The following is a 22,875-nucleotide window of genomic DNA, read 5'->3' as shown; positions in this document are numbered from 1 at the left end:
TTCTCCAGATCAACTGTTGGCTGCACTCAATTGCGTCATTTTAGCTAGCTGTTCTATGTCAATAATTAACGCCACACGACCATCGCCCATAATGGTTGCGCCCGACACACCTTCCACACGCCGATAATGGGTTTCTAGGCTTTTAATGACCACTTGATTTTGAGAAATAAGCTCGTCAACAAATAAGGCCAACTTACCTTCAGCACTTTCTACCACTACTAAAATACCTTCTTCAGGTTTTTTAAAGCGTGGCTCAAGGTTAAAAATCTTGTATAGCGGTAATAATGGTAAATATTCGCCACGAATGTGTACAACACGGCCTTTACCTGACAAGGTTTTAAGCTGTGCTGGATCTGGCTGCATTGATTCAATAATGCGCGTCAAAGGTAAAATAAAAACTTCGTCTCCCACCCGTAGCGACATACCATCAAGAATGGCTAAGGTTAATGGTAGGCGCAAACTAATGCGTGTACCTTTACCTGATTCAGAATCCACATCTATCTGACCCTTCATTTCAGTAATATTACGCATCACCACATCCATACCCACACCACGGCCAGAAACATCAGTAACCTTAGCTGCAGTAGAAAAACCAGCAGCAAAAATTAGCTGCCAAACTTCTTTATCAGACGGGTTTTCACTCAATAAAATACCTTTTTTCAAAGCCCCTGCGATTAGCCTTTCACGGTTTAAACCAGCCCCATCGTCAACCACTTCAACCAAAATACTGCCACCTTGATGCCCAGCACTTAACGTAATGGTGCCCTGTTCTGACTTACCTGCCGCCAAGCGTTCTTCAGGTGTTTCAATACCATGATCGATGGAATTTCTGACTAAATGCGTTAGAGGGTCTGCTAGCTTCTCAATTAAGCCTTTATCCAGCTCAGTGTCTTCACCCAATAATTTCAAAGCAACTTTCTTGTTCATTGCGGCTGACAAATCCCGTACCACACGCGGAAAACGCCCGAAGACAAAGTTAATCGGCATCATGCGAATTGACATAACCGCTTCTTGTAAATCACGGGAATTACGCTCTAAGCTGCTTAGGCCCGAGTAGATTTCTTCGTGCTCCATCGGATCTAAAGTCGATAAGGATTGCGCCAGCATTGAACGGGTAATCACCAATTCACCCACCAAGTTAATTAACTGGTCAACTTTCTCGACACCTACACGAATCGATGCTTCCGCAGCAGTTGCTGGTCTGACCGCTTTAGCGGTGGGAGCTGTAGCAATGGGCTTATTGATGCTTTTCACTTCAACTTCAGCAACAATGGGTAGGCTTTGTTCATCCACAAAAAAGCCAAAACCGTCAGTGCTCTCTTTATCTTCTTTACCTGCAGCTAATTCAGACTCATCGACAAAAAAGCCAAAGCCTTCAATTTCATCCCTACCTGCTGCTAATTCAGATTCATCGACAAAAAAACCAAAACCCTCGTCGCTTTCAAGCGCATTTTCAGCTGTAAAGGTCACTTCATCAACAGCACACACATAAGCAAAAATTTCTTGCAATTCTGGCAGTTCAACATCACTCATTAAACGCCAAGATGCCTGTCCATCCGTAGCAGGTTGCAGCACCTCCAATGTACCCAAGGCTTTAAGGTCAGTATTAATGGCTTCCCAAGAAGCACCCTTAGCAAAAACATCGTCCCTAGGGTGTAAATGAATAACCCAACCAAGCTGATTAGCAGTTAAGTCATTGTTGCCACTACTGAAAGTGCTCACATTAACAGCATCATCCGTTTCAGCTAACTGCAAAAGTTCGGTACGCAAATCAGCAATCAAGGTAGGATCAACTTCACCACCATGCTGATGCACATCCAACATATTACCAAGCACATCGCAACAGCGTAAAAAAGCATCAATCATGGCGTAGGTGGGTGACAACTCTTCTTTACGCAATAAATCCAATAAAGTTTCTAACGCATGGGTTAATTGAGCAATGTCAGTAAAACCAAATGTCCCTGCACCCCCTTTAATAGAGTGAGCGGCCCGAAAAATGGCATTTAAATCATCTAAACTGGGGTTAGCCAAGTCTACTGCCAATAACAGACTTTCCATTGTCGACAGGTGTTCATAGGCTTCATCAATAAAAACTTGGTGAAACTGGCTGAGATCAACACTCATAAATCGGACCTCTTCTTTAAACTGATAAGTAGCAAATTAACCAATAACTTTTTTAACAACATCAATCAGTTTTTGAGGATCAAAAGGCTTAACCAGCCAACCTGTAGCACCTGCTGCACGGCCTTGTTGCTTCATAGCATCACCTGCTTCAGTGGTTAATACTAAAATCGGTGTACGACTGTACGCAGGTAAAGCACGCAAACTTTTAATGAGTGTTAAACCATCCATATTAGGCATATTTTGATCGGTTAATACCAAATCAAAACGACCCGTCTTAGCTTTTTGTAAACCTTGAACACCATCATTGGCTTCGACCACCGTATAACCTGCACCTTTCAACGTGAAAGATACCATTTGACGAATAGAAGCCGAATCATCAACAGCCAGAATTGTTTTAGCCATAAAACCTTAATCTCCAAACTTATTTATAACAAAATTATTTATAAAAAATTAAAATGCTTCCCATTCATCATCATCATCCGCACGCTTAGGAATAGGCGGCGTTAAACGACGGGTGGGTGTAGGCTTGGTCGCCATTTTTTTAGCAGAACCACGATTAACAGGTGCTGTTTTACGTGTATTCGTGGGAACAGCAGCTATATGTGGCACCGATTTAGATGAAACTTGACTTTGCCCACTCACCTTAAATAAAGAAACGGCATCACTCAATGCTTCAGACTGCTCTTCTAATGATTCAGCAGCCGCAGCCGCTTCTTCAACGAGCGCAGCATTTTGCTGAGTCACATCATCCATTTGAATAACAGCTTGATTTACCTGCTCAATGCCTTGACTTTGCTCGTCAGAAGCGGCAGAAATCTCACCCATCAAGTCTGTTACACGGCGTACAGAAACAACAATCTTTTCAATGGTTTCACCCGTTTGATGCACTAATTTACTGCCCAAACCAACCGTTTCGACTGATTCAGTAATCAGTTCGTTAATTTCTTTGGCGGCTGCGGCTGAACGCTGCGCTAAAGTACGCACTTCACCAGCAACAACGGCAAAGCCTCGACCCTGTTCACCCGCACGCGCCGCTTCTACAGCCGCATTTAAAGCTAAAATATTGGTCTGAAAAGCAATGCTGTCAATTAAATTGGTAATCTCTGCAATTTTATTCGAGCTAGCACTGATTCTTCCCATAGTTAAAACAACTTGCTGGGCGCGTTCTCCACCTTCAGCAGCAATACTACTGGCTTCTTGTGACAATTGATTTGCTTGATGTGCATTATCTGCATTTTGACGCACAGTAGACGTCAATTCCTCTAAGCTTGAAGCCGTTTCTTCTAGGCTTGCAGCTTGCTCTTCGGTACGCTGCGACAAATCTGAATTACCCGCTGCAATTTCTTGTGCAGCAATATTAATAGCCCCAACCGATAATTTAATATCAGAGACTAAGGATTCGATTTTGCTAACAAACACGTTGAAGTGTGAAGTTAGTGCCGTAATTTCATCGTTACCTTGGGCATCTAAACGCACCGTTAAATCACCATCACCACTACTAATTTCACGCAACGCATTAGCCGTTTCTTTAATGGGACTAATAATAGAACGACCAATCATGACACCTATGGTTAACATAAATGCCAAAAGAACCAAAGCAATGCTACCCAAAGCGATTAAGCTTTCCATAAACATGGCATTTAAGTCATCAACGTAAATGCCTGTTGCTAAAATCCATTGCCAGTCAGCATTTAAACGTGCATAAGAAATTTTGGGTATCTGTTGATCGTTACCTACTCGCGGCCAATGATAACGCACCACAACAGAACCATTTTGCAGCGAGCCTTGAATCATTTCACGCACCAACTGCACACCATTCACATCTTGAAGGTTTATTAAATTTTTACCGCGTAACTCAACCGTTGGGTGCGCCAACGTTGTGCCTTCACGGTCAAATACAAAAACATAATCTTTATCAGGTCCATAAAGAATGTCTGAGATACGCTTGAGTGCTTCTTGCTTAGCAACCGCCTCACTTAGCTGCCCTTCACGCACTAATTTTTGATAGCCAGCAATAATACTGCCTGCAGAATCTATCATGTTAGAAACTTGTTGTAGCTTTTCATTCTCCATGTCTTGGTATTGACGATTAAGCGCTAATACCAAAATAGCCAGCATTCCCAATACCGCCAGCAGGTTAATGATCCGAATACGGTGATTTATCTTTAGCTTTCTTAATAACATGACCCTAATAACCTCAAATTAAAGGTGTTTACTTGCCTGTAAAATTCTTAGCATTTTTAGTCCAATCAGCCTAATTTTGAAATTATGCCTTTTTTATCAAGATACTGCATTGAAAATGCGCTTTAAATACTAGCGTATGACCAGTAAAATCCATCCTAACTGCTCTGCGGCAGTCTGACACCTACTCTTGGTAGTAGCAATCAAGTTATAATCTCGTCCATTTAGCCATTTAAAGCGGAATAAATGACCGAATACTTACTCATTTTAATCAGTAGCCTACTGGTAAATAACTTTGTGCTAGTGCAGTTTCTTGGGCTTTGCCCCTTTATGGGCGTTTCCAACAAACTTGATTCTGCATTAGGAATGTCACTGGCAACCACTTTTGTACTAACGCTTTCTTCAGGGCTTAGTCATCTAGTGTATTACGGTCTATTAGCCCCGCTAGAATTAGAATACCTTCGCACCATCAGCTTTATTATTATGATTGCAGCCGTGGTGCAGTTTACCGAAATGGTCGTGCATAAAACTTCGCCTCTGCTGTACCAAGTGTTGGGTATTTTTTTGCCGCTGATTACCACTAACTGCGCGGTATTGGGTGTAGCACTGTTATCCATTAAGCAAGAGCAAACTTTTGTACAAGCCATTCTTTATGGGCTGGGTGCGGGGCTGGGTTTTGCTTTAGTGCTGGTTTGTTTTGCTGCCATGCGTGAACGCTTAGTTTTTGCCGACATTCCTAAACCCTTCCAAGGTGCTGCCGTTGCCATGATTACTGCTGGCTTAATGTCGCTGGCTTTTATGGGTTTTACTGGCATGGTGCAGTTGTGAGTTTTAGCTTATGAGTTTAATCACCGCTATTTTTGCACTAAGCCTCTTGGCATTAGTTATCGGCTTACTGCTAGGCTATGCCCAAGTGCGCTTTCACGTTGAAGGCGATCCTTTAGTAGAACAAATTGATGCGCTGCTGCCCCAAACCCAGTGCGGGCAATGCGGACACCCTGGCTGTAAACCCTATGCTGCCGCCATAGCGAAAGGCGAAGCCATTAACCGCTGCCCACCCGGTGGCGAAAGTACCATTCAGGCTTTAGCCGATTTATTAGGCCGTGAACCGCTGCCATTGGATGCCGAAGACACCAGCAGCAGTGTTAAGCGTGTTGCCTATATAAGAGAAGACGAGTGCATCGGTTGCACCAAATGCATTCAAGCTTGCCCAGTCGATGCTATTTTGGGCGCGGCTAAACTAATGCACACTGTGATTGTTGATGAGTGTACTGGCTGTGATTTATGCGTCGAACCCTGCCCCGTGGATTGCATTGATATGCTACCTGTAACCTTGAATATCACCAACATTAATCGAGAGCAAACTTAGCCATGACGCGCATTCAAATTACGCGCCGTTTTCACGGTGGTATTCAACCCCCTGAACATAAACACCTGTCTTCCAAATCACCCATACAAACCGCTGACCTGCCTAAGCAAGTGGTTTTACCGCTAACAGCAGACTTAGAGGCAATCGTTGCTATCGGTGACAAGGTAAAAACTGGGCAATTAATTGCCAGCAGCACTTTTACACAACTGCATACCAGTATTAGTGGCGAAGTGGTGGCGCTTATGCCGTCAATTATTATCAACAGCGACGGACAAGACACGCCTTTTAACCACCTAAAATTAGCTAACTGGCGCAAAGCCAGCGATGAACAGTTGTTAGCGATTATTCAACAAGCAGGTTTAGTGGGCTTAGGCGGCGCTGGCTTTCCTAGCGCCGTTAAAATTCAGGCTGCTTACAACAAGGTCAGCACCTTAATTATTAACGCTGCTGAATGCGAACCTTACATCACCGCCGATGATTTACTGCTGCAAACCCATGCCCATGAAATTTTGGAAGGCATCGCTATTTTGCAGCAGTTACTTAAACCTGAACAAATTTTACTAGGCATCGAAGACAACAAACCCGAAGCCATTCAAGCCTTAGAAATTGCCCTTAAAGAACACCCTTTACAAGACCAACTAAGCATTTGCATTGTGCCCACCCGCTACCCTTCTGGCGGTGAAAAACAGCTGATTCAACTGCTAACTGGCGACGAAGTACCCAGCGGTGAATTACCTTTAACTATTGGCATTTTGTGTCATAACGTTGGCACACTTTACGCCCTTTATTCAGCCATCGTTTTAGGGCAACCATTAATTAAGCGCCTAGTTACCGTAACTGGTCTAGCCGTTGGTAAGCCGGCCAATTACTGGGTAAGAATCGGCACACCTCTTAGCCAATTATTAAACGAAGCAGGCGTTAATGCTGGACAGGCTAGCCGTGTTATTGTTGGTGGCCCAATGATGGGCTTCACTTTAGATTCAAACGATTACGCCATTAATAAAACCACTAACTGCTTGTTAATACCCACAGCAACAGAACTACCGTTACCTGCTGCAGAACAGCCTTGCATTCGCTGCGGGCAATGTGAAACCGTTTGCCCAGCCCAATTATTGCCTCAGCAACTGTATTTTTATTCAGCACACCAAGCTTACCAACAAGCCGCTTACCAACAGTTATTTGACTGCATTGAATGCGGTGCTTGCGCGTGGGTTTGCCCTAGCGCCATTCCGCTGGTGCAGTATTATCGCCATGCCAAAGCCGAACTGCGCCAAATACAAGCGACAACGAAACAAGCCGAGCACGCTAAACAACGCTTTGAAGCGCGTAATGCCCGTTTAGCAAAAGAAGCCTTAGAAAAAGAAGCCAAACGTCAAGCCAGAGCAGAAGCCACGGCACGGCTAGCAGCGGTCAGAAAAGCGCCAATAACCACAGGCGCAGATAACACCAAGCTTAAACAACTAAAAACCGCCATCGCTGCAGCAAGTGTTTCAGTTAAAAAAGCTGAAAAAACCTTGAGTAATTTAGAAGTAAATATTGATGCCACCCCTGAACAAATTTACGAGCAATTAGTAAAAATTGATAAAGCCAGAGAACAATTGACCAAAGCTGAAGCTCGATTAGCAGCAGAAGCCATTGCAGCAATTACAACAGAAAACGTACAGGCAATCAGTCAATGACCTCAATGCAATTCAATGCCTCTCACGCACATGGCAACAGCAGCACGCGTTGGGTTATGCAACAGGTTATGCTGGCGTGTATTCCTGGGGTGTTAACACTTAGCTATTTTTTTGGTTTAGGCGTGCTGTTCAACATTTTACTGGCGTGTAGCACAGCACTGGTTGCAGAAGCTTTAGTGCTTAAATTAAGAAAACGCAGCTTTGCAGCTTTGCATGATTATTCAGCATTATTAACAGGTTTATTATTAGCCGTGTGTTTGCCTGCCAGCGCCCCTTGGTGGATTCCAGTTAGTGGTGCGTTATTTGCTTTACTCATCGGTAAGCATTTATTTGGTGGTTTGGGGCAAAACCCTTTTAACCCTGCCATGACTGCTTATGCTTTTTTACTGATTAGCTTCCCACTACCGATGACTTTATGGCCAATGCCTTTTAACGCTGACGATTTAAGCTGGTTTAATAGCTTGCAAGGCGCTGATACCATCACCGGCGCAACGGCTTTAGATGCTTGGCGCAATAAAGGTACGCTTATGGCACAAGAATTCTGGCAATCGACCCGTGTAATTAACCCAGCGACCCTTAACCCTGCTGTGCTGCAAACTGCTAGCCACCTTGCGCTGGCTTGGTTGTTAGGCGGCAGTTACCTAGTGGTAAAACGTTTAATTAACTGGCAACTGCCTTTGGCTTTTTTCGCTACAATGCTGGTTTTTAGTACCTTTTTATGGGGCATCGACACCAGCCACTATGCCGCGCCTTGGTTACATTTCGCAGCAGGTTCGGCGGTTTTTGCCGCATTTTTTATTCTAACTGACCCAGCTAGCGGTGCGACCAGCATTAAAGGGCGCATTTACTTTGCGATAGGCGCTGGTTTATTGGTTATTAGTATTCGCACTTGGGGCAGTTACCCCGACGGCATCGCTTTTGCGGTGCTGCTGATGAACTTTGCCGCGCCAGCCTTAGACTACGTTACTCGCCCCAGAGTGTATGGACATAAAAAATGACGCCTAACAATACGCCTAGCTATAAAGCTAGCATTAAACAAAGCGTGGTAGGGCTGGTTATTTTTGCGGTGATTACTGCTGGAGTCGTGAGTTTTACACGCCTAATAACCGCCGAACGCATTAGCAAAAATTTAGCCCAGGCTGAAGCTAAACTGCTGTATCAACTTGCACCTAAAAATGAATACGACCTAGATTTAAACCAGCCGCTGCAACTCGCAGCTGCGCCACAACTGGGGCATCTACAACCGTTTACAGCGCATCTAGCTACCAAAAACGGCCAACCGGCACTAATTATTTTGCCCTTAACAACAAAAGACGGTTACAGCGGTGCTATTAACTTATTAATCGCCCTAAGCCTGCAAGGTGAAATTAAAGGAGTTAGAATAGTAAGCCACCGTGAAACCCCTGGTTTAGGCGACCGCATTGAAGCGCGTAAATCTGACTGGCTGCAACAGTTTATTAACCGCAGTTTAAGCAATCCTGACAAACGCGGCTGGGCGGTTAAAAAAGACGGCGGCGACTTCGACCAATTTACCGGCGCAACCATTACGCCCAGAGCCGTTATTAATGTGATTAAACGCAGCTTGATTTGGCAAAAGACGACTAATGAACAATTCAACAACCTCAATTAATTACCGCAACATTACACTGGATGGCTTGTGGCATAATAATCCTGCTTTGGTGCAACTGTTGGGGCTTTGTCCGCTGCTGGCGGTTACAGGTACTGTCGTCAATGCACTAGGATTAGGTTTAGTCACTTTGCTAGTGCTGCTGGGGTCTAGCTTTTCGGTATCCTTGATTCGTAACCATATTCCTAGCAGCGTACGTTTACCGGCTTTTGTGATGATTATTGCTTCTTTTGTTACCTGTGCTGAGCTACTGATGCAAGCTTTCACCTATGAGCTGTATCAGATTTTAGGCATTTTTATTCCGCTCATCGTCACCAACTGCGCCATTTTAGGCCGTGCCGATGCCTTTGCTGCTAAACATCCGCCGCTACCCGCTTTGGTTGATGCGTTTATGATGGGGCTAGGCTTTACGCTGGTATTGCTACTGCTGGGGGCGCTGCGTGAACTGCTTGGTCAAGGTACGCTGTTTAGTGGTATGGATTTACTGTTTGGTCCTATTGCAGCTAACTGGCAAATTACTTTTTTTACTGATTTTCAAGTACTTATTTTAATGCTGCCACCCGGGGCTTTTTTTGGCATGGGGTTGATTATTGCCGGTAAAAATTTAATTGATAATTACCTAAAAGAAGGCGCTCAACCGCAAATCATTGCCAGCGACCAAGCGCCTACAAACAACGCCGAAAAAAATAGCCGCCGCGTGCGTATTACCAGCTAATAAAGCAGAACCACTCGCTATGAATAAAGACAAACGTTATCAAATTTTTAGTCGCCTAAAAGCAGCCAATCCCAATCCTACGACCGAGCTAAACTGGAGCACTAACTTTGAACTGCTAGCAGCGGTACTGCTTTCAGCACAGGCGACCGATGTTAGTGTTAATAAGGCAACCGACCAATTATATAAAGTAGCTAACACGCCGCAAGCGATGATAGATTTAGGGTTAGAAGGCTTAAAAAGTTATATAAAAACCATTGGTCTGTTCAATACCAAAGCCACCAACCTTTTAAAAACTTGCCATATTTTAGTCGAACAACACAACAGTCAAGTACCGCAAACCCGCCAAGCACTGGAAGCGCTGCCAAGTGTAGGACGCAAAACCGCCAATGTAGTGTTAAATACCGCTTTTGGGCAACCGACGATTGCTGTGGATACGCATATTTTTCGCGTCAGCAACCGCACAGGCATTGCAACGGGCAAAAACGTGGACGAAGTTGAACAAAAGCTTTTACGTCACGTTCCCGCTGAGTTCAAACAAGACATTCACCATTGGCTTATTTTACACGGACGTTACACTTGCATTGCACGCAAACCGCGATGCCTTAGCTGTATAATCGAAGACTTGTGTGAATTCAAACAAAAAACTGAGTAAGATACCCCAATATCCACTTAAACAATAGAGGTTTACCGTGACCCAACTTGCTACTGCCAAACGCTCTCGTACCATTACCACCGAAGAAGTTTTAATTATTCTTTGCCATTCAGTGACTCAAGTATTGGGTAACGCAGGTAATGGTGGCGTTGAATACTCACCAATGGTACAAAAAATCAATAAAACGTGCTTGCGCCCCGATATTGGTTGCTTTGTGCTGTTTGATGGTGGTTTTTCTGGTCTGGTCATTATCAACTTTACTGCCGAATCCGCTATGGAGCTTTACCGCAATTACCTATTGAGCATGGGAATGCCAGAAAACGAACTGGCACAGTTTCACACTGCCGACGAAGTCGGTAATGTCATGGGTGAAGTAATGAACCAAATCGTGGGCGACTTTACGAATAAAATTCGTCAACAACTAAAAACGTCTATCACCCAAAGTCAGCCAAAAATGATGGCAATTAATAAGCAAGTGCAAATTTCAGTCAATACCACACTCGATCAGCCTCAATCACGCCGTGTTACTTTCAATACCAATGATAACAATATTTTTTATTTAGAATTGTCGATGGATAAAACTGAATTCATTAAATTGCACGACTTTGATGAAAGCGAACTGGAAAATCCTGATGATATTTTGGCAGAAAATTCACGCTACGAAAATACACCTAGCCAAAATGCGCCATCAAGCAATCAACACGATGACCTAATGAATGATCTAGGCATATAATAAGCAAACACCTATCCCCCCAAATTTGAGGAACACACAGCATGGCCAGTGCATTCGGTACAGTTTTTATGCCAGAAATGGCAATTACTTGGTTCGATGGTAAAAACTGGAGTCAAGTAGAGATGGTGCAAAGTGATCGCCTTACACTTCACCCGGGCGCTCATGTACTTCACTATTCAAGCACCTGTTTTGAAGGCCTAAAAGCTTTTCGTCATGAAGATGGTTCTATCAATATTTTTCGTATGGATAAAAACTTAGCACGCCTAGCACAAAGCAGCCGTTTACTTGCCCTGCCAGAATTAGATTTAGCCACAGCAGCGGCCATGATTAAGCAAACCGTAGCGCGTTTTGCTGATGAAGTACCCGCACCACCAGGTTCTTTGTACATACGCCCAACACATATCGGTACTGAAGCAGCGGTGGGTAAAGCAGCAGCACCTTCGACGACATCCTGTTTTTATGTACTGGTTAGTCCAGTGGGTGACTATTTTGCCGGTGGCGACCAAGCGTTGCGTTTATTATTAGAAGAAAACGGAATGCGTTGCGCTCCACACATGGGCATGATTAAAAGTGGCGGTAACTACGCCAGTGCTTTACAACCTATTTTAAAAGCCAAACAAGAAGTGAAAGCCGACCAAGTGCTTTTTTGCCCTAATGGTGATGTACAAGAAACCGGTGCAGCTAACTTCTTGCTGATAGATGGCAATGAAATTATTACTAAAGCCCTAGATACCAGCTTTTTACACGGCGTTACGCGTGATTCCATTCTAACTCTAGCCAAAGACTTGGGCATGACCGTTTCAGAGCGTGAACTGACTGTAACAGAGCTACTAGAACGTGCTGCTAAACCAGGTTGTGAAGCGGCTTTGTCAGGTACAGCCGCTGTTCTAACACCCGTTGGCACACTGATTCATAACGGCAAAGATTACCCGGTAGGCAATGGCGGCATTGGTAAAACGGTGCTAAAACTACGCAGTGCATTAAATGCAATTCAATGGGGTAAAGCAGAAGATAAACATGGCTGGCTAGAGCGTATTTAATTGACCAAATCCATGTTTATGTTATTTAACTAATACCTTATATGTTCTAAAATGGTAGTTAGCCTGCTTATTGGTGGGGTAACTACTTTTTAAAGGACAAAGTTAATATGCTCTGGAACCGCCTCTCACTGCCAACTCGCCTTTTCAGTGGGTCAGCCATTATTTTCTTAATTGCGCTCATATTAATTACCTTCCTACAATCTTATCTCGCTGAAAAAGATCAACTCGAACGCCTGCAAAAGCATGAATTACCTACCGCACTGCACTCTGTGGTTAACGGCATTCAAGCCGAACTTAACACCGCATTAGCCGGTTCAGAAGCACTGGCTCAAAATCCGACTATGCAAGACTGGGTTAAACGTGGTTCACCCCTTAATGAACTTGACCAAATTGCTGCATTAATGGCACAAGTCCAAGCTTCAATTGGTGCCTCAGCCGTGTTTATGGTCAGTAATAATAATCAAGATATTCGTTACCATCATTACGAAAACAACCAACTGCATTGGCGACAAATAAGCAGCAGTAATAGCGATGATCGCTGGTTTTTTAATTACTTAAAAAAACACTCACCTTACGAACTGAATTTAGATACCAATGATTTTGGTGGCAGCGAACTGCGTATTTTTATTAACTACAGCAGTAAAGTAAAAAACAATCAAGACCAGCCCCTTATTGTTGCTGGTGGTGCAATGGATATGACGACAATGGCCAATACCATTAGCCAATACCGCATTGGTGAACAAGGTCACGTTATGCTAGTGCTGCCCAGCGGTATCACTGACATTCACCCTGACCCAAAGCAAGTTGGCAAGCTTAATATCAACCAATACGAACACGCTCAAGCACTACTGAATAATACCAGTGGTAAAACCCTTATTTTACGTGGTAACTGGAATGGCCAAGAGCAGTTTGTGGGTTCGCTATGGATTCCTAGCCTACAACGCTTTTTAATTGCTGAAGTACCTGTGACAGAAACACAAGCCCAAATTCGCCAAAATCAGTGGGTAGCTCTAGGCTTAGGTGGTCTTTTGGTATTGATAGGGCTTGCAACACTTTACCCTATGACTCGCATAATGATTGCACCTTTAGCTGATTTACGCCGCCAAATTCGCAGTACAGCTAGCACGCTAGACCTAACCACCCAATTTGTGACTAAAGATCAAGCTGAAATTGGTGATTTAGCAGCACAACTTAATCAGTTTTTAGAACGCATTAGCAATACGTTACGTGAGGTTTTACAGGCCACACAACAAGCCGATCAACTGGCAGCACAGCTTGAAGGTGGCGCACAACTAGCCACTGAATCATTCCATCAACAGCAATGCTCAGTCGAAGACATCGAGCACGTCATGCAAAACATTACTCAAAGCGTGTCACAAATTTCTGATAAAGCGATGGAAGCAGGGCAACATTCTGACCAAGGGCGTACCGTTTTGGTTGAAGCAGAAAACCGTTTAGACGCGAGTTATCAAGCCATTGCCAAGTTAGAAGAACAAATGACTACCGCGCGTTCACGGATGGACGGCTTGCTTAAACACAGTGATGATATTTTGCACGTATTGGATGTCATTCGTGGTATTTCTGAACAAACTAATTTGCTTGCGCTTAACGCTGCCATAGAAGCAGCCAGAGCCGGTGAACATGGTCGTGGTTTTGCAGTGGTTGCCGATGAGGTGCGTCAACTAGCCCAACGTACTCAAAGCTCGACAGCAGAGATCCAAAGCATGATCGACAATTTACGCACCGCTAGCGGTCAAGTTTCAGAACAGATGAAAGTTAGCTCCAAAAGCAGTCAACAAGGCTTACACAGCTTACAAGAAACCCAGCAAGAACTGGGTGTGATGGCTGAACGCCTAACCCTCATCTTTGACATGAATTCAACGATTGCCCAAAGCACACAAGCACAGTTAACCGCAGTTGAAGATGTACACCACAAGCTGCAAGGTTTAGCTCAACAGGGTTTAAAAGTAAATGTTATGGCCGACCAAGCGACTTCTGCTACCCACGAACTGAATCAGCAAATAGACAGAATGCGTCACCATGTTAATTTATTCAAATGTTAACAAGGGTTAAACAATAAAAACCTTAGTACCCACCGGCACTCGATCAAACACAGCCAGCATCGCCGCTGGCTGTAAGTTGATGCAACCGTGTGAAGCAGGTACACCCATTGGCTTGGTATCTGGTACACCGTGCAAATAAATATACCGCCTTTGGGTGTCCACCTTACCACCGCGATTAAAACCCAATTCCTCACCACACAACCACAAAATTCGACCTAAGATCCAATCACGCTCAGGAAACTTTGCACTTAATTCAGGTGACCAAATTTCACCCGTTGGGCGACGGCCTCTAAACACAGCGCGTGCATTTTCATCGCCACCTATCGCGGCACGAACTCTGTGCCAACCACGTGGCGTACAACCGCTGCCTTCATACTCACCAACACCTGCCAAACCCGTCGCAATTGGCCAAGCTTGCAACACTTGCTGAGTAGGCGACATAAGAAATAGCTGCTGTTTAACCACATCCACTAATAACCAATTCATTAGCAACTGACCACCAACGATTTAATTTTTTCAGGTTGAACCGGCACCGGCGCTTGCATAGCAGCGGTAACTACGGGCAGTAAACGTGCTACTAAATCAGCAATGCGGGTTTTTTCATCGTAATCATTCAAAGCAATGTCACGCAGCGCATCTAAGGAAGACATGGTAAAAACTACCGCACCTAATATAAAGTGCAACCGCCAAAAGCGTTCAGCATCAGGTAAATCAGCAGAGCTTAATTTTAGTAAATGCGTAAAACGTAAAAAAGTTTGCCCATAATTTTCTTGCAAATAACGCCGCATATGCCCTTGCGCTTGGGTATAAGCTAAACCCAACAAACGCATAAATACCGACAAACTGCCCTTAGTGGCAGGCACATTTAGCGTAGTACGCGCCATCACTGCCAAGAGTTCTTCTAAAGGTATGGTTTGCTGTTTATTTTCTAACACGGCCAGTTCTGTATTAAAGGCTTCACAAAAAGGGTCTAAATAGCGTGCAAAAACCGCCTGAATCAGTGCTTTTTTAGAACCAAAATGGTAATTGACAGCGGCTAAATTCACCTTAGCGCGACTGGTAATGGTACGCAGTGATGTTTCAGCAAACCCTTTTTCAGCAAAAAGTGCTTCAGCGGTATCAAGAATACGAACAACGGTATCAGACTGTGCCATGCTAGCTCCAAGTTAAACGGATGTTTCAAACATTATCCGTAGACTAGCACTCAAGGTCAATCGCCTTAGTCAAGGATTAGAGATGGGTAAAACAAATCTAAGCTAGTGTATAATACGCCCTCTATTTAAAGGACTTAGTATGAAAAAATCTTTGGCTATTTGGCTTAGTGCTAGCCGCCCAAAAACACTCCCTCTTGCCCTAGTTTCTATTTTAACGGGCAGCGCATTGGCTTTTTCAAGTGGCTATTTTTCTTGGTCTATCGCGCTTTTAGCGCTGCTGACCGCCACCTTTTTACAAATACTGTCTAACCTTGCTAACGACTATGGCGATGCCGTTAAAGGTACTGACAACGCTAAGCGTTTAGGACCAATGCGAGCGCTACAATCTGGTGCGGTTAATCTAGCCGCCATGCGTAATGCCATTATTATTAACATCATACTTACTTTGCTAGCCGGTCTAGCACTTATTTTCTACGCCTTAGATTCGCTAGAAAATATGCTCGTTTTTATGCTGCTGGGTCTATTTGCAATCACCGCTGCCATTGCTTACACCGTGGGCAACCGCCCTTATGGTTATGTTGGTTTAGGTGATTTATCTGTTTTTATCTTTTTTGGCTTGTTGGGCGTATTAGGTAGTAGCTTTTTACAAACTGGCACTTTAGATTTCAGCCTAATCTTACCCAGTATTGGCTGTGGTTTAATGGCCGTTGCTGTATTAAATGTTAATAATATGCGCGATATAGAAAACGATGCTGAGTGTGGAAAGCACACGGTAGCCGTGCGTTTAGGGCAAGAAAAAGCTAAAAAATACCATTTTATATTGCTAGCAGGCGCTATTGTTGCATTTACCAGTTACCTACTCAGTCAAGATAAACCCTTGTGGATCAGCTTGCCTTTTTTACTTAGCTTGATCGTCGTTATTCAACATGGCCGTGCGGTTTGGCAAACCTCACAACCCGCACAAATTGCACCCATGTTACCCGTAATTGTGAAATGCTCGCTTATTACCAACCTACTGTTTGTTGGTGTAGTCATAGCACAAAATATTTAAAGAAATGTTATTCTATGCACCGTTTTGTACCTAATTAGCCTTTTCAAACAACTTATTTTTTACATTTAATTTACCTTTAAAGTGACCTCATGAAAATTCTTGTTACCGGTGGTGCGGGTTTTATCGGTTCTGCCGTTATCCGTCATATTATTACTAATACCCAAGATAGCGTTATTAACCTCGATAAACTCACTTACGCAGGTAATTTAGAAAACCTGTTAGCCGTCGGTGAAGACCCACGTTATGCTTTTGAACAGGTTGATATCTGTAATCGTACAGAGTTAGATCGCGTATTTAAGCAGTATCAGCCCGATGCAATAATGCACCTAGCTGCTGAAAGTCACGTCGACCGCTCAATTGATGGCCCTGCTGAGTTCATTCAAACTAATATAGTGGGTACTTATACCCTCTTAGAAGCCGCACGGACTTATTGGAATGCACTTGATGTTGAGCGCAAATCAGCGTTTCGCTTTCATCACATTTCTACCGATGAAGTGTATGGCGACTTACCCCACCCTAGCGACCAAGCCAATGCCACTGAACACCTGTTTACAGAAACCACCGCTTACCAGCCCAGCAGCCCTTATTCGGCTAGCAAAGCTAGCTCCGACCATTTAGTTAGGGCTTGGTTACGCACCTATGGCTTTCCAACGCTAATTACTAACTGTTCTAATAACTACGGCCCTTATCATTTTCCAGAAAAATTAATCCCATTAGTGATTTTAAATGCGCTGGAAGGCAAACCGCTGCCTATTTATGGTAAAGGCGACCAGATTCGTGACTGGTTATATGTTGAAGACCATGCTCGCGCACTTTACCTAGTAGCAACTCAAGGCAAAGTTGGTGAAACCTACAACATTGGCGGCCATAACGAAAAGCAAAACTTAGAAGTCGTACAAACCATCTGCAATATTTTAGATAAACGAGTGCCCACCAAAACCAGCTATGCCGAACAAATAACCTACGTTGCTGATCGTCCTGGCCACGACCGCCGTTACGCTATAGATGCCAGCAAAATTGAGCAAGAACTTGGCTGGAAGCCACAAGAAACGTTTGAATCCGGTCTGGGTAAAACAGTCCAGTGGTATTTAGACAACCAACAATGGTGCCAGCGCGTACAAGATGGCAGCTATCAGCGCGAACGCTTAGGAGTCGCATACTAATGAATCCTCATATCAATACAGATACCAGCAAAAACCCTAATAACACTAAAGGCATTGTACTTGCCGGTGGTAGCGGCACACGTTTATACCCCATCACTAAAGGTGTTTCTAAACAGTTATTGCCTATTTACGACAAGCCAATGATTTTTTACCCCTTATCGGTATTAATGTTGGCGGGTATTCGTGAAATTTTAATTATATCTACGCCTGAAGACTTGCCTAATTTTCAAAAATTACTCGGTGATGGCTCAGATTATGGTATTGAGCTTAGCTATGCCGAACAACCCTCGCCAGATGGCTTAGCCCAAGCCTTTATCATCGGTAAAGAATTTATTGGTGATAGCAATGTTTGCTTAGTGCTAGGCGACAATATTTTTTATGGCCAAAGCTTTGGTAAACAACTGAAATCGGCCGTTAGCCGCGCAACGGGTGCAACAGTGTTCGGCTACCTTGTTAGTGACCCAGAACGCTTTGGTGTGGTTGAGTTTGATGCCCAAGGTAATGCATTAAGCATTGAAGAGAAACCAGCCAATCCAAAATCCAACTATGCTGTTACCGGCTTATATTTTTACGATAACGACGTGGTAGCCATTGCTAAACAAGTGAAACCTTCACACCGTGGCGAACTAGAAATCACCAGCGTTAACCAAGCCTATTTAGACCGTGGCGACTTAAATGTCGAACTATTAGGGCGTGGCTTTGCTTGGCTGGACACAGGCACACACGAAAGCCTTTTGGATGCAGGTATGTTTGTACAAACGGTTGAACACCGTCAAGGGCTTAAAATTGCTTGCTTAGAAGAAATTGCTTATCGCAACGGCTGGCTAACCCGCGAACAACTGCAAATACAGGGCGAATTTTTGGCTAAAACAGGTTATGGCCAGTACCTACTTAGCCTAGCAAAAGAGCAAAAGTAATTAAAGGTTAAGAATAAAGGTAATGAAATAAAATGAAAGTAATCGAGACGATTTTAGCCGGTGTAAAAATTATTGAGCCAAAAGTTTTTGGCGATCACCGTGGCTTTTTTAAAGAAACTTACAGCGCCCAACGCTACCAAGCATTAGTCGGTATTGAATTGGCATTTATTCAAGACAACCATTCACGCTCACGCAAGGGTGTGTTGCGCGGTTTACACTTTCAAAAAACCAAGCCACAGGGCAAATTAGTTAGCGTTATTCGTGGTGCTGTTTATGATGTAGTAGCAGACATCAACCCAGAATCACCAACCTATGGGCAATACGTTGGCGTTGAATTAAATGAAGACAACCATCGCCAACTATGGGTTCCACCCGGTTATGCACATGGTTTTTGTGTGATTAGTGATGAAGTTGATTTTGTGTACAAGTGTACCGACTATTACGACCCTTCAGATGAAGGCGGCGTGGCTTGGGATTGCCCTTTACTAAACATTCAATGGCCGTTGCAAGACGTGCAACTGTCTGAAAAAGATCAGCAGTATTCTGGGCTATAGTAAAAAAACCCGCCTAAAACGCCATCAAGCACACCTAAATTGAAACTTCGCCAGTTGCAAATACAACGGCGAAGTTTTTAGCAGCAAATCAATAACGATTAAACAAATTCCAAACCACCCATATACGCTTTCAGCACTTCAGGCACTTTAATTTTGCCATCGACTTGTTGGTAGTTTTCCATCACGGCGACTAAACAACGACCTACCGCTAAGCCTGAACCATTTAAGGTATGCACTAATTCTGGCTTGCCTGTTTCTGAGTTACGAAAGCGGGCTTGCATACGACGGGCTTGAAAATCTTCACAGTTAGAGATGGAAGAGATTTCACGGTAAGTGTCTTGGCTAGGTATCCAAACTTCTAAGTCATAGGTTTTGGTTGCGCCAAAGCCCATATCGCCCGTACACAGCGTAAGCACACGGTAAGGTAATTCAAGCTTTTGTAAAATAGCTTCAGCATGACCTACCATTTCTTCTAACGCAGCGTAAGAAGTGTCAGGATGAACCAGCTGCACCATTTCTACTTTTTCAAACTGGTGTTGACGAATCATGCCACGCGTGTCTTTACCATACGCGCCCGCTTCAGAACGGAAACACGCGCTTAATGCGGTCAGTTTTACCGGCAATTGTTCAGCAGCAAGAATATCATCACGTGCAATGTTAGTTAGCGGCACTTCAGCCGTCGGAATCAAATAATAATCTTGCTCAACATTTAGCTTAAACAAGTCTTCAGAAAACTTAGGTAACTGACCTGTGCCGTATAAACTATCGGCATTAACAATCAACGGCACATTGCATTCTTCATAACCGTGGTCATCAACTTGGGTATTTAACATAAATTGCGCCAATGCACGGTGTAAACGTGCCAAGCCACCACGCATCAGGTTAAACCTTGTACCCGTCAATTTCGCTGCGGTTTCAAAATCTAACAAACCACTGCTATCACCTAAATCCACATGGTCTTTTATAGAAAAATCAAAACTTGGCGGCTCACTCCAACGGCGCACTTCTTGGTTGTCTTCTTCACTTTTACCCACAGGTACCGATTCATGCGGCAAATTAGGCAACGTAGCCAACAAGTCTTGATAACGCGTTTGTACTTCGTTGAGCTGATTTTTAGCAGTATCTAATTGATCGCCTAAGCTGGCTACTTCATCTAACAAGGGCTGAATATCTGCACCCGATGCTTTAGCTTTACCAATGCTTTTGGCGCTGGCGTTGCGCTGAGCTTGCAAGGCTTCGGTTTGTATTTGTAACGTTTTACGTTGCTCTTCTAAGGCAATAAAGACCGCTTTATCTAATACAAAACCACGTTTGGCTAGACTGGCTGCAACGCTATCTAATTCGGTGCGTAATAACTTGGTATCAATCATTTTTTACTGGCTCACTTTTAATGGCTTTTTTCAGGCTTTTTTTAGGGCGCTCTTTAGAATCATCGTCTTCGTCTTCATCATCGTCGTCATCGTCTTTATCACGTAGACGGTCTAAGCGTTCGGCTATTTTTTCATAAACTTTTTTAGCCGGCAAACCCAGCAACAGTTGCACGGCTTCTTCCACTTGGCTCACCGCCCAAATGTGAAACTGCTTTTGCTTAACGGCTTCCAAGACTTCTTCGCGCAGCATTAGTTGCATCACATTCTGCTGCGGAATAATCACACCTTGCTTGCCGGTTAAACCACGCGCTTGGCAGACTTCAAAAAAGCCTTCAATTTTTTCATTAACGCCGCCAATCGGTTGCACTTCGCCCAACTGGTTAATCGAACCAGTCATGGCAAGGCTTTGCTTAACTGGCAATTCAGCCATTGCCGACAGCAAGCACACCAACTCAGCCAAAGAAGCCGAATCACCGTCCACACCGGCATAAGATTGCTCAAATACCAAACTAGCATCTAAAGGTAAAGTGTCTTCAGCACCAAATAAGCCGCATAAAAAGCCGGTTAAAATCATCACGCCTTTAGAATGCAGTGAACCGCCTAAATGCACGCTGCGTTCAATGTCCAGCACATCACCATTGCCATAATGTACACGGGCAGTAATCCGCGATGGCTGACCGTGATAAAAATCATGCCCGCCTACAACGGTTAAACCATTCACCTGACCAATGCGCTCACCGCTGCTGCTAATCATAATAAAGTCTTGGGTAATCGACTCTAGCATCTGCTCAGGGTAACTACCCCCACGGCGGCGGCGTGCTTGTAACGCTTTACGCACGTCTTCTACTTCAATGCGCTGCTTCATTTCACAAGTGGCAAGGTAATCGGCTTCACGCAATAAATGGCTTAACTCAGCCGCATTTAAAGAAATTTTGCCTTGATGCTCCGCCATCCGCGAGGCTTCTTCAATGATTCGCATCACGCCTTGCTTACTCACCGGCAATAAGTTTTCACTTGCTACCATGCTGGCAATAAGGCGTGTGTATAAACGCTGATTGGGAACACTGCGCGGCATTTCTGTTTCAAACTCGGCCACAACTTTAAACAGCTCCATAAATTCAGGATCTTGGTCTTGCAGCGCGTTTAAAACATTATAATCGCCCAATAAAGCAACGGTACAATTTAACGGGATCGGTTCTGGTTCTAAGGAAACACTACCCGACACCGACAATTGGCGTTCTAGCGTATCAATGCGTAAACAACCAGTACGCAGCGCCAGCTTTAAACCATCCCAAGCATAGGGTTGGCTTAAAATACGCTCGGCATTTAATAATAAAAAACCACCATTAGCACGGTGTAAAGCACCGGGGCGAATTAACGAAAAATCGGTTGCTACCGTACCTTGATAAGTCACATTTTCAATGTGTCCAACCAGATTATTGTGCGTTGGCAAAGCTTCTTCAATCACCGGCGCATGGTCACTGGCCGTATGGCTAATCACCAAATTCACCTGATAACGGGTAGGAATGCGTTTATCTGGCGACACACTGGCAACCGCATCTTCTTCATCTTCATCCAAGTCTAAAAAAATGGCTAAGTTGTCTAATAAATCTTTGTGTAAAGCGGTTAAGTAGCCAGCAATTCTAGGGAACTCAGCGTATTTCTCTTGCAATGCTTCTAAGCCATCACCCATCGCATCATTAGTCACTTCTTCATTTAATGCCTGTTGCTCTAAACGGCTTTGCTTTTCTAGCTGACCTAACTGGCGCAACACCAAGCGCAGCTTTTTTTCCATCGTTTCAATGGCTTCACGAAAAATACGGCGCAGCGCCTCATCTAAATTAGCAAAAACATCGGCATCCATAGGCTGGCCGTTTTCATCGGCAGGCACAAACATATAACCGCCTGGTGATTGCAAAACGAGTTTTAAATGCAGCGGTTCAGCTTCTACGGCTAAAGCTTTTAATGCCTGTGATTGCAATTCAGCTGACGTATCTTTAATTTTTTCAGCGCGTTCAAAAAAACCTTCGTTATCAAAAGCCGCTGGAATGGCTTGTTTTAAATCTAAAATAAAAGCTTGTAAATCGGTCTTAAAAACCTGCCCTAAACCACAAGGCAAGCGAACAGCCCAAGGCTTACGTGGGTTTACAAAATCATGTAAATACAGCCAATCAGAAGGTGCTGGCATTTTTGCCGACCGTTGCTCTAAAAAGCGCCGCACCATCGTGCGTTTACCTAACCCGTCATGCCCCACCGCAAAAATACTGTAACCTTTATGGTTAATTGCTGTACCAAAACGTAATGCTTCTTCTGCACGCGCTTGGCCGATAAACGTGTCTAAGGGTGGGATAACTTGGGTGTCTTCAAAACTAAAATCGCTAACGCGGCAAGCTTTATACAATTTACTGAGTGGCAGTGGCTTAGGAGTTATCATCGCGTGTCTTAACAATCCGTTTTACATTTGTGCGTTAAAAGGTAAGCAG

The 22,875-nt window shown here is 44.0% G+C and carries 21 protein-coding genes; 14 read left to right on the top strand and 7 right to left on the bottom strand.

All coding sequences use genetic code 11. The features are described 5' to 3' along the window. Nucleotides 1-9: 9 nt before the first annotated feature. The 3 genes from VJY63_RS00700 to VJY63_RS00690 are packed head-to-tail and all read right to left on the bottom strand — an operon-like array spanning nt 10 to nt 4,308. Complete coding sequence (locus VJY63_RS00700; RefSeq protein WP_324047647.1) at nt 10-2,124, bottom strand: chemotaxis protein CheW; 2,115 nt, start codon at nt 2,122-2,124, stop codon at nt 10-12. 36 nt (nt 2,125-2,160) lie between these two features. Continuing rightward, nucleotides 2,161-2,526 (bottom strand): response regulator, encoded by a 366-nt coding sequence (locus VJY63_RS00695; protein ID WP_324047645.1) that lies wholly within the window; start codon nt 2,524-2,526, stop codon nt 2,161-2,163. Nucleotides 2,527-2,574: 48 nt separating this feature from the next. Then, complete coding sequence (locus VJY63_RS00690; protein ID WP_324047643.1) at nt 2,575-4,308, bottom strand: methyl-accepting chemotaxis protein; 1,734 nt, start codon at nt 4,306-4,308, stop codon at nt 2,575-2,577. Nucleotides 4,309-4,551: 243 nt separating this feature from the next. On the opposite strand from VJY63_RS00690, the gene rsxA reads away from it, so the two are divergent. From rsxA to VJY63_RS00640, 10 genes are all read left to right on the top strand, one after another. Continuing rightward, nucleotides 4,552-5,133, top strand: a complete 582-nt coding sequence (rsxA, locus tag VJY63_RS00685) for an electron transport complex subunit RsxA (RefSeq protein ID WP_324047641.1) — start codon at nt 4,552-4,554, stop codon at nt 5,131-5,133. A gap of 10 nt (nt 5,134-5,143) precedes the next feature. After that, nucleotides 5,144-5,674, top strand: a complete 531-nt coding sequence (rsxB, locus tag VJY63_RS00680; protein ID WP_324047639.1) for an electron transport complex subunit RsxB — start codon at nt 5,144-5,146, stop codon at nt 5,672-5,674. Between the two features lie 2 nt (nt 5,675-5,676). Beyond that, a complete protein-coding gene (gene rsxC / locus VJY63_RS00675; protein ID WP_324047637.1) occupies nt 5,677-7,353 on the top strand; it encodes an electron transport complex subunit RsxC in 1,677 nt (558 codons plus the stop codon). Next, the gene (locus VJY63_RS00670; protein ID WP_324047635.1) at nt 7,350-8,351 is read left to right on the top strand and encodes an RnfABCDGE type electron transport complex subunit D; all 1,002 of its coding nucleotides are present in this window, start codon (nt 7,350-7,352) and stop codon (nt 8,349-8,351) included. Before rsxC ends, VJY63_RS00670 begins: the two co-directional genes overlap by 4 nt. After that, nucleotides 8,348-8,983 (top strand): electron transport complex subunit RsxG, encoded by a 636-nt coding sequence (gene rsxG / locus VJY63_RS00665; RefSeq protein ID WP_324047633.1) that lies wholly within the window; start codon nt 8,348-8,350, stop codon nt 8,981-8,983. The genes VJY63_RS00670 and rsxG overlap by 4 nt, the downstream gene beginning before the upstream one ends. Then, nucleotides 8,958-9,695, top strand: coding sequence for an electron transport complex subunit E (locus tag VJY63_RS00660; protein WP_324047631.1), 738 nt, complete (start codon nt 8,958-8,960; stop codon nt 9,693-9,695). The genes rsxG and VJY63_RS00660 overlap by 26 nt, the downstream gene beginning before the upstream one ends. Nucleotides 9,696-9,714: 19 nt before the next feature. After that, a complete protein-coding gene (nth, locus tag VJY63_RS00655) occupies nt 9,715-10,347 on the top strand; it encodes an endonuclease III (RefSeq protein WP_324047629.1) in 633 nt (210 codons plus the stop codon). Nucleotides 10,348-10,384: 37 nt separating this feature from the next. After that, nucleotides 10,385-11,080, top strand: a complete 696-nt coding sequence (locus tag VJY63_RS00650; protein WP_324047627.1) for a DUF3334 family protein — start codon at nt 10,385-10,387, stop codon at nt 11,078-11,080. A 41-nt stretch (nt 11,081-11,121) separates the two neighbouring features. Then, nucleotides 11,122-12,120, top strand: coding sequence for a branched-chain amino acid aminotransferase (locus VJY63_RS00645; protein ID WP_324047625.1), 999 nt, complete (start codon nt 11,122-11,124; stop codon nt 12,118-12,120). A gap of 107 nt (nt 12,121-12,227) precedes the next feature. Continuing rightward, entirely contained in the window at nt 12,228-14,183 is a 1,956-nt protein-coding gene (locus tag VJY63_RS00640) for a methyl-accepting chemotaxis protein (protein WP_324047623.1), read from the top strand. A gap of 6 nt (nt 14,184-14,189) precedes the next feature. Here the strand turns inward: VJY63_RS00640 and VJY63_RS00635 are convergent, their stop codons facing one another. Then, nucleotides 14,190-14,669 carry a L,D-transpeptidase gene (locus VJY63_RS00635; protein ID WP_324047621.1) on the bottom strand — a complete coding sequence of 160 codons (480 nt, stop codon included), beginning with the start codon at nt 14,667-14,669 and terminating at the stop codon, nt 14,190-14,192. After that, on the bottom strand, nt 14,669-15,337 hold the full coding sequence (locus tag VJY63_RS00630) for a TetR/AcrR family transcriptional regulator (RefSeq protein WP_324047619.1): 669 nt from the start codon (nt 15,335-15,337) through the stop codon (nt 14,669-14,671). Before VJY63_RS00630 ends, VJY63_RS00635 begins: the two co-directional genes overlap by 1 nt. Nucleotides 15,338-15,476: 139 nt before the next feature. Here VJY63_RS00630 and VJY63_RS00625 point away from each other — a divergent pair, with 139 nt between their 5' ends. From VJY63_RS00625 to rfbC, 4 genes are all read left to right on the top strand, one after another. Continuing rightward, entirely contained in the window at nt 15,477-16,388 is a 912-nt protein-coding gene (locus VJY63_RS00625; RefSeq protein ID WP_324047617.1) for a 1,4-dihydroxy-2-naphthoate polyprenyltransferase, read from the top strand. Nucleotides 16,389-16,477: 89 nt separating this feature from the next. Beyond that, nucleotides 16,478-17,551, top strand: coding sequence for a dTDP-glucose 4,6-dehydratase (rfbB, locus tag VJY63_RS00620; protein ID WP_324047615.1), 1,074 nt, complete (start codon nt 16,478-16,480; stop codon nt 17,549-17,551). Next, entirely contained in the window at nt 17,551-18,468 is a 918-nt protein-coding gene (rfbA, locus tag VJY63_RS00615; RefSeq protein WP_324047613.1) for a glucose-1-phosphate thymidylyltransferase RfbA, read from the top strand. The genes rfbB and rfbA overlap by 1 nt, the downstream gene beginning before the upstream one ends. A gap of 32 nt (nt 18,469-18,500) precedes the next feature. Next, nucleotides 18,501-19,022 (top strand): dTDP-4-dehydrorhamnose 3,5-epimerase, encoded by a 522-nt coding sequence (gene rfbC / locus VJY63_RS00610; RefSeq protein WP_324047611.1) that lies wholly within the window; start codon nt 18,501-18,503, stop codon nt 19,020-19,022. A gap of 98 nt (nt 19,023-19,120) precedes the next feature. Here the strand turns inward: rfbC and serS are convergent, their stop codons facing one another. After that, nucleotides 19,121-20,392 carry a serine--tRNA ligase gene (gene serS, locus VJY63_RS00605; RefSeq protein WP_324047609.1) on the bottom strand — a complete coding sequence of 424 codons (1,272 nt, stop codon included), beginning with the start codon at nt 20,390-20,392 and terminating at the stop codon, nt 19,121-19,123. Further along, nucleotides 20,385-22,826 carry an ATP-binding protein gene (locus tag VJY63_RS00600; protein WP_324047607.1) on the bottom strand — a complete coding sequence of 814 codons (2,442 nt, stop codon included), beginning with the start codon at nt 22,824-22,826 and terminating at the stop codon, nt 20,385-20,387. The genes serS and VJY63_RS00600 overlap by 8 nt, the downstream gene beginning before the upstream one ends. Between the last annotated feature and the right edge of the window lie 49 nt (nt 22,827-22,875).

The organism is Marinospirillum sp., from assembly GCF_035271045.1.
Classification (GTDB): Bacteria; Pseudomonadota; Gammaproteobacteria; order Pseudomonadales; family Halomonadaceae; genus Marinospirillum.
This window is presented reverse-complemented; position numbering and strand designations above follow the sequence as displayed.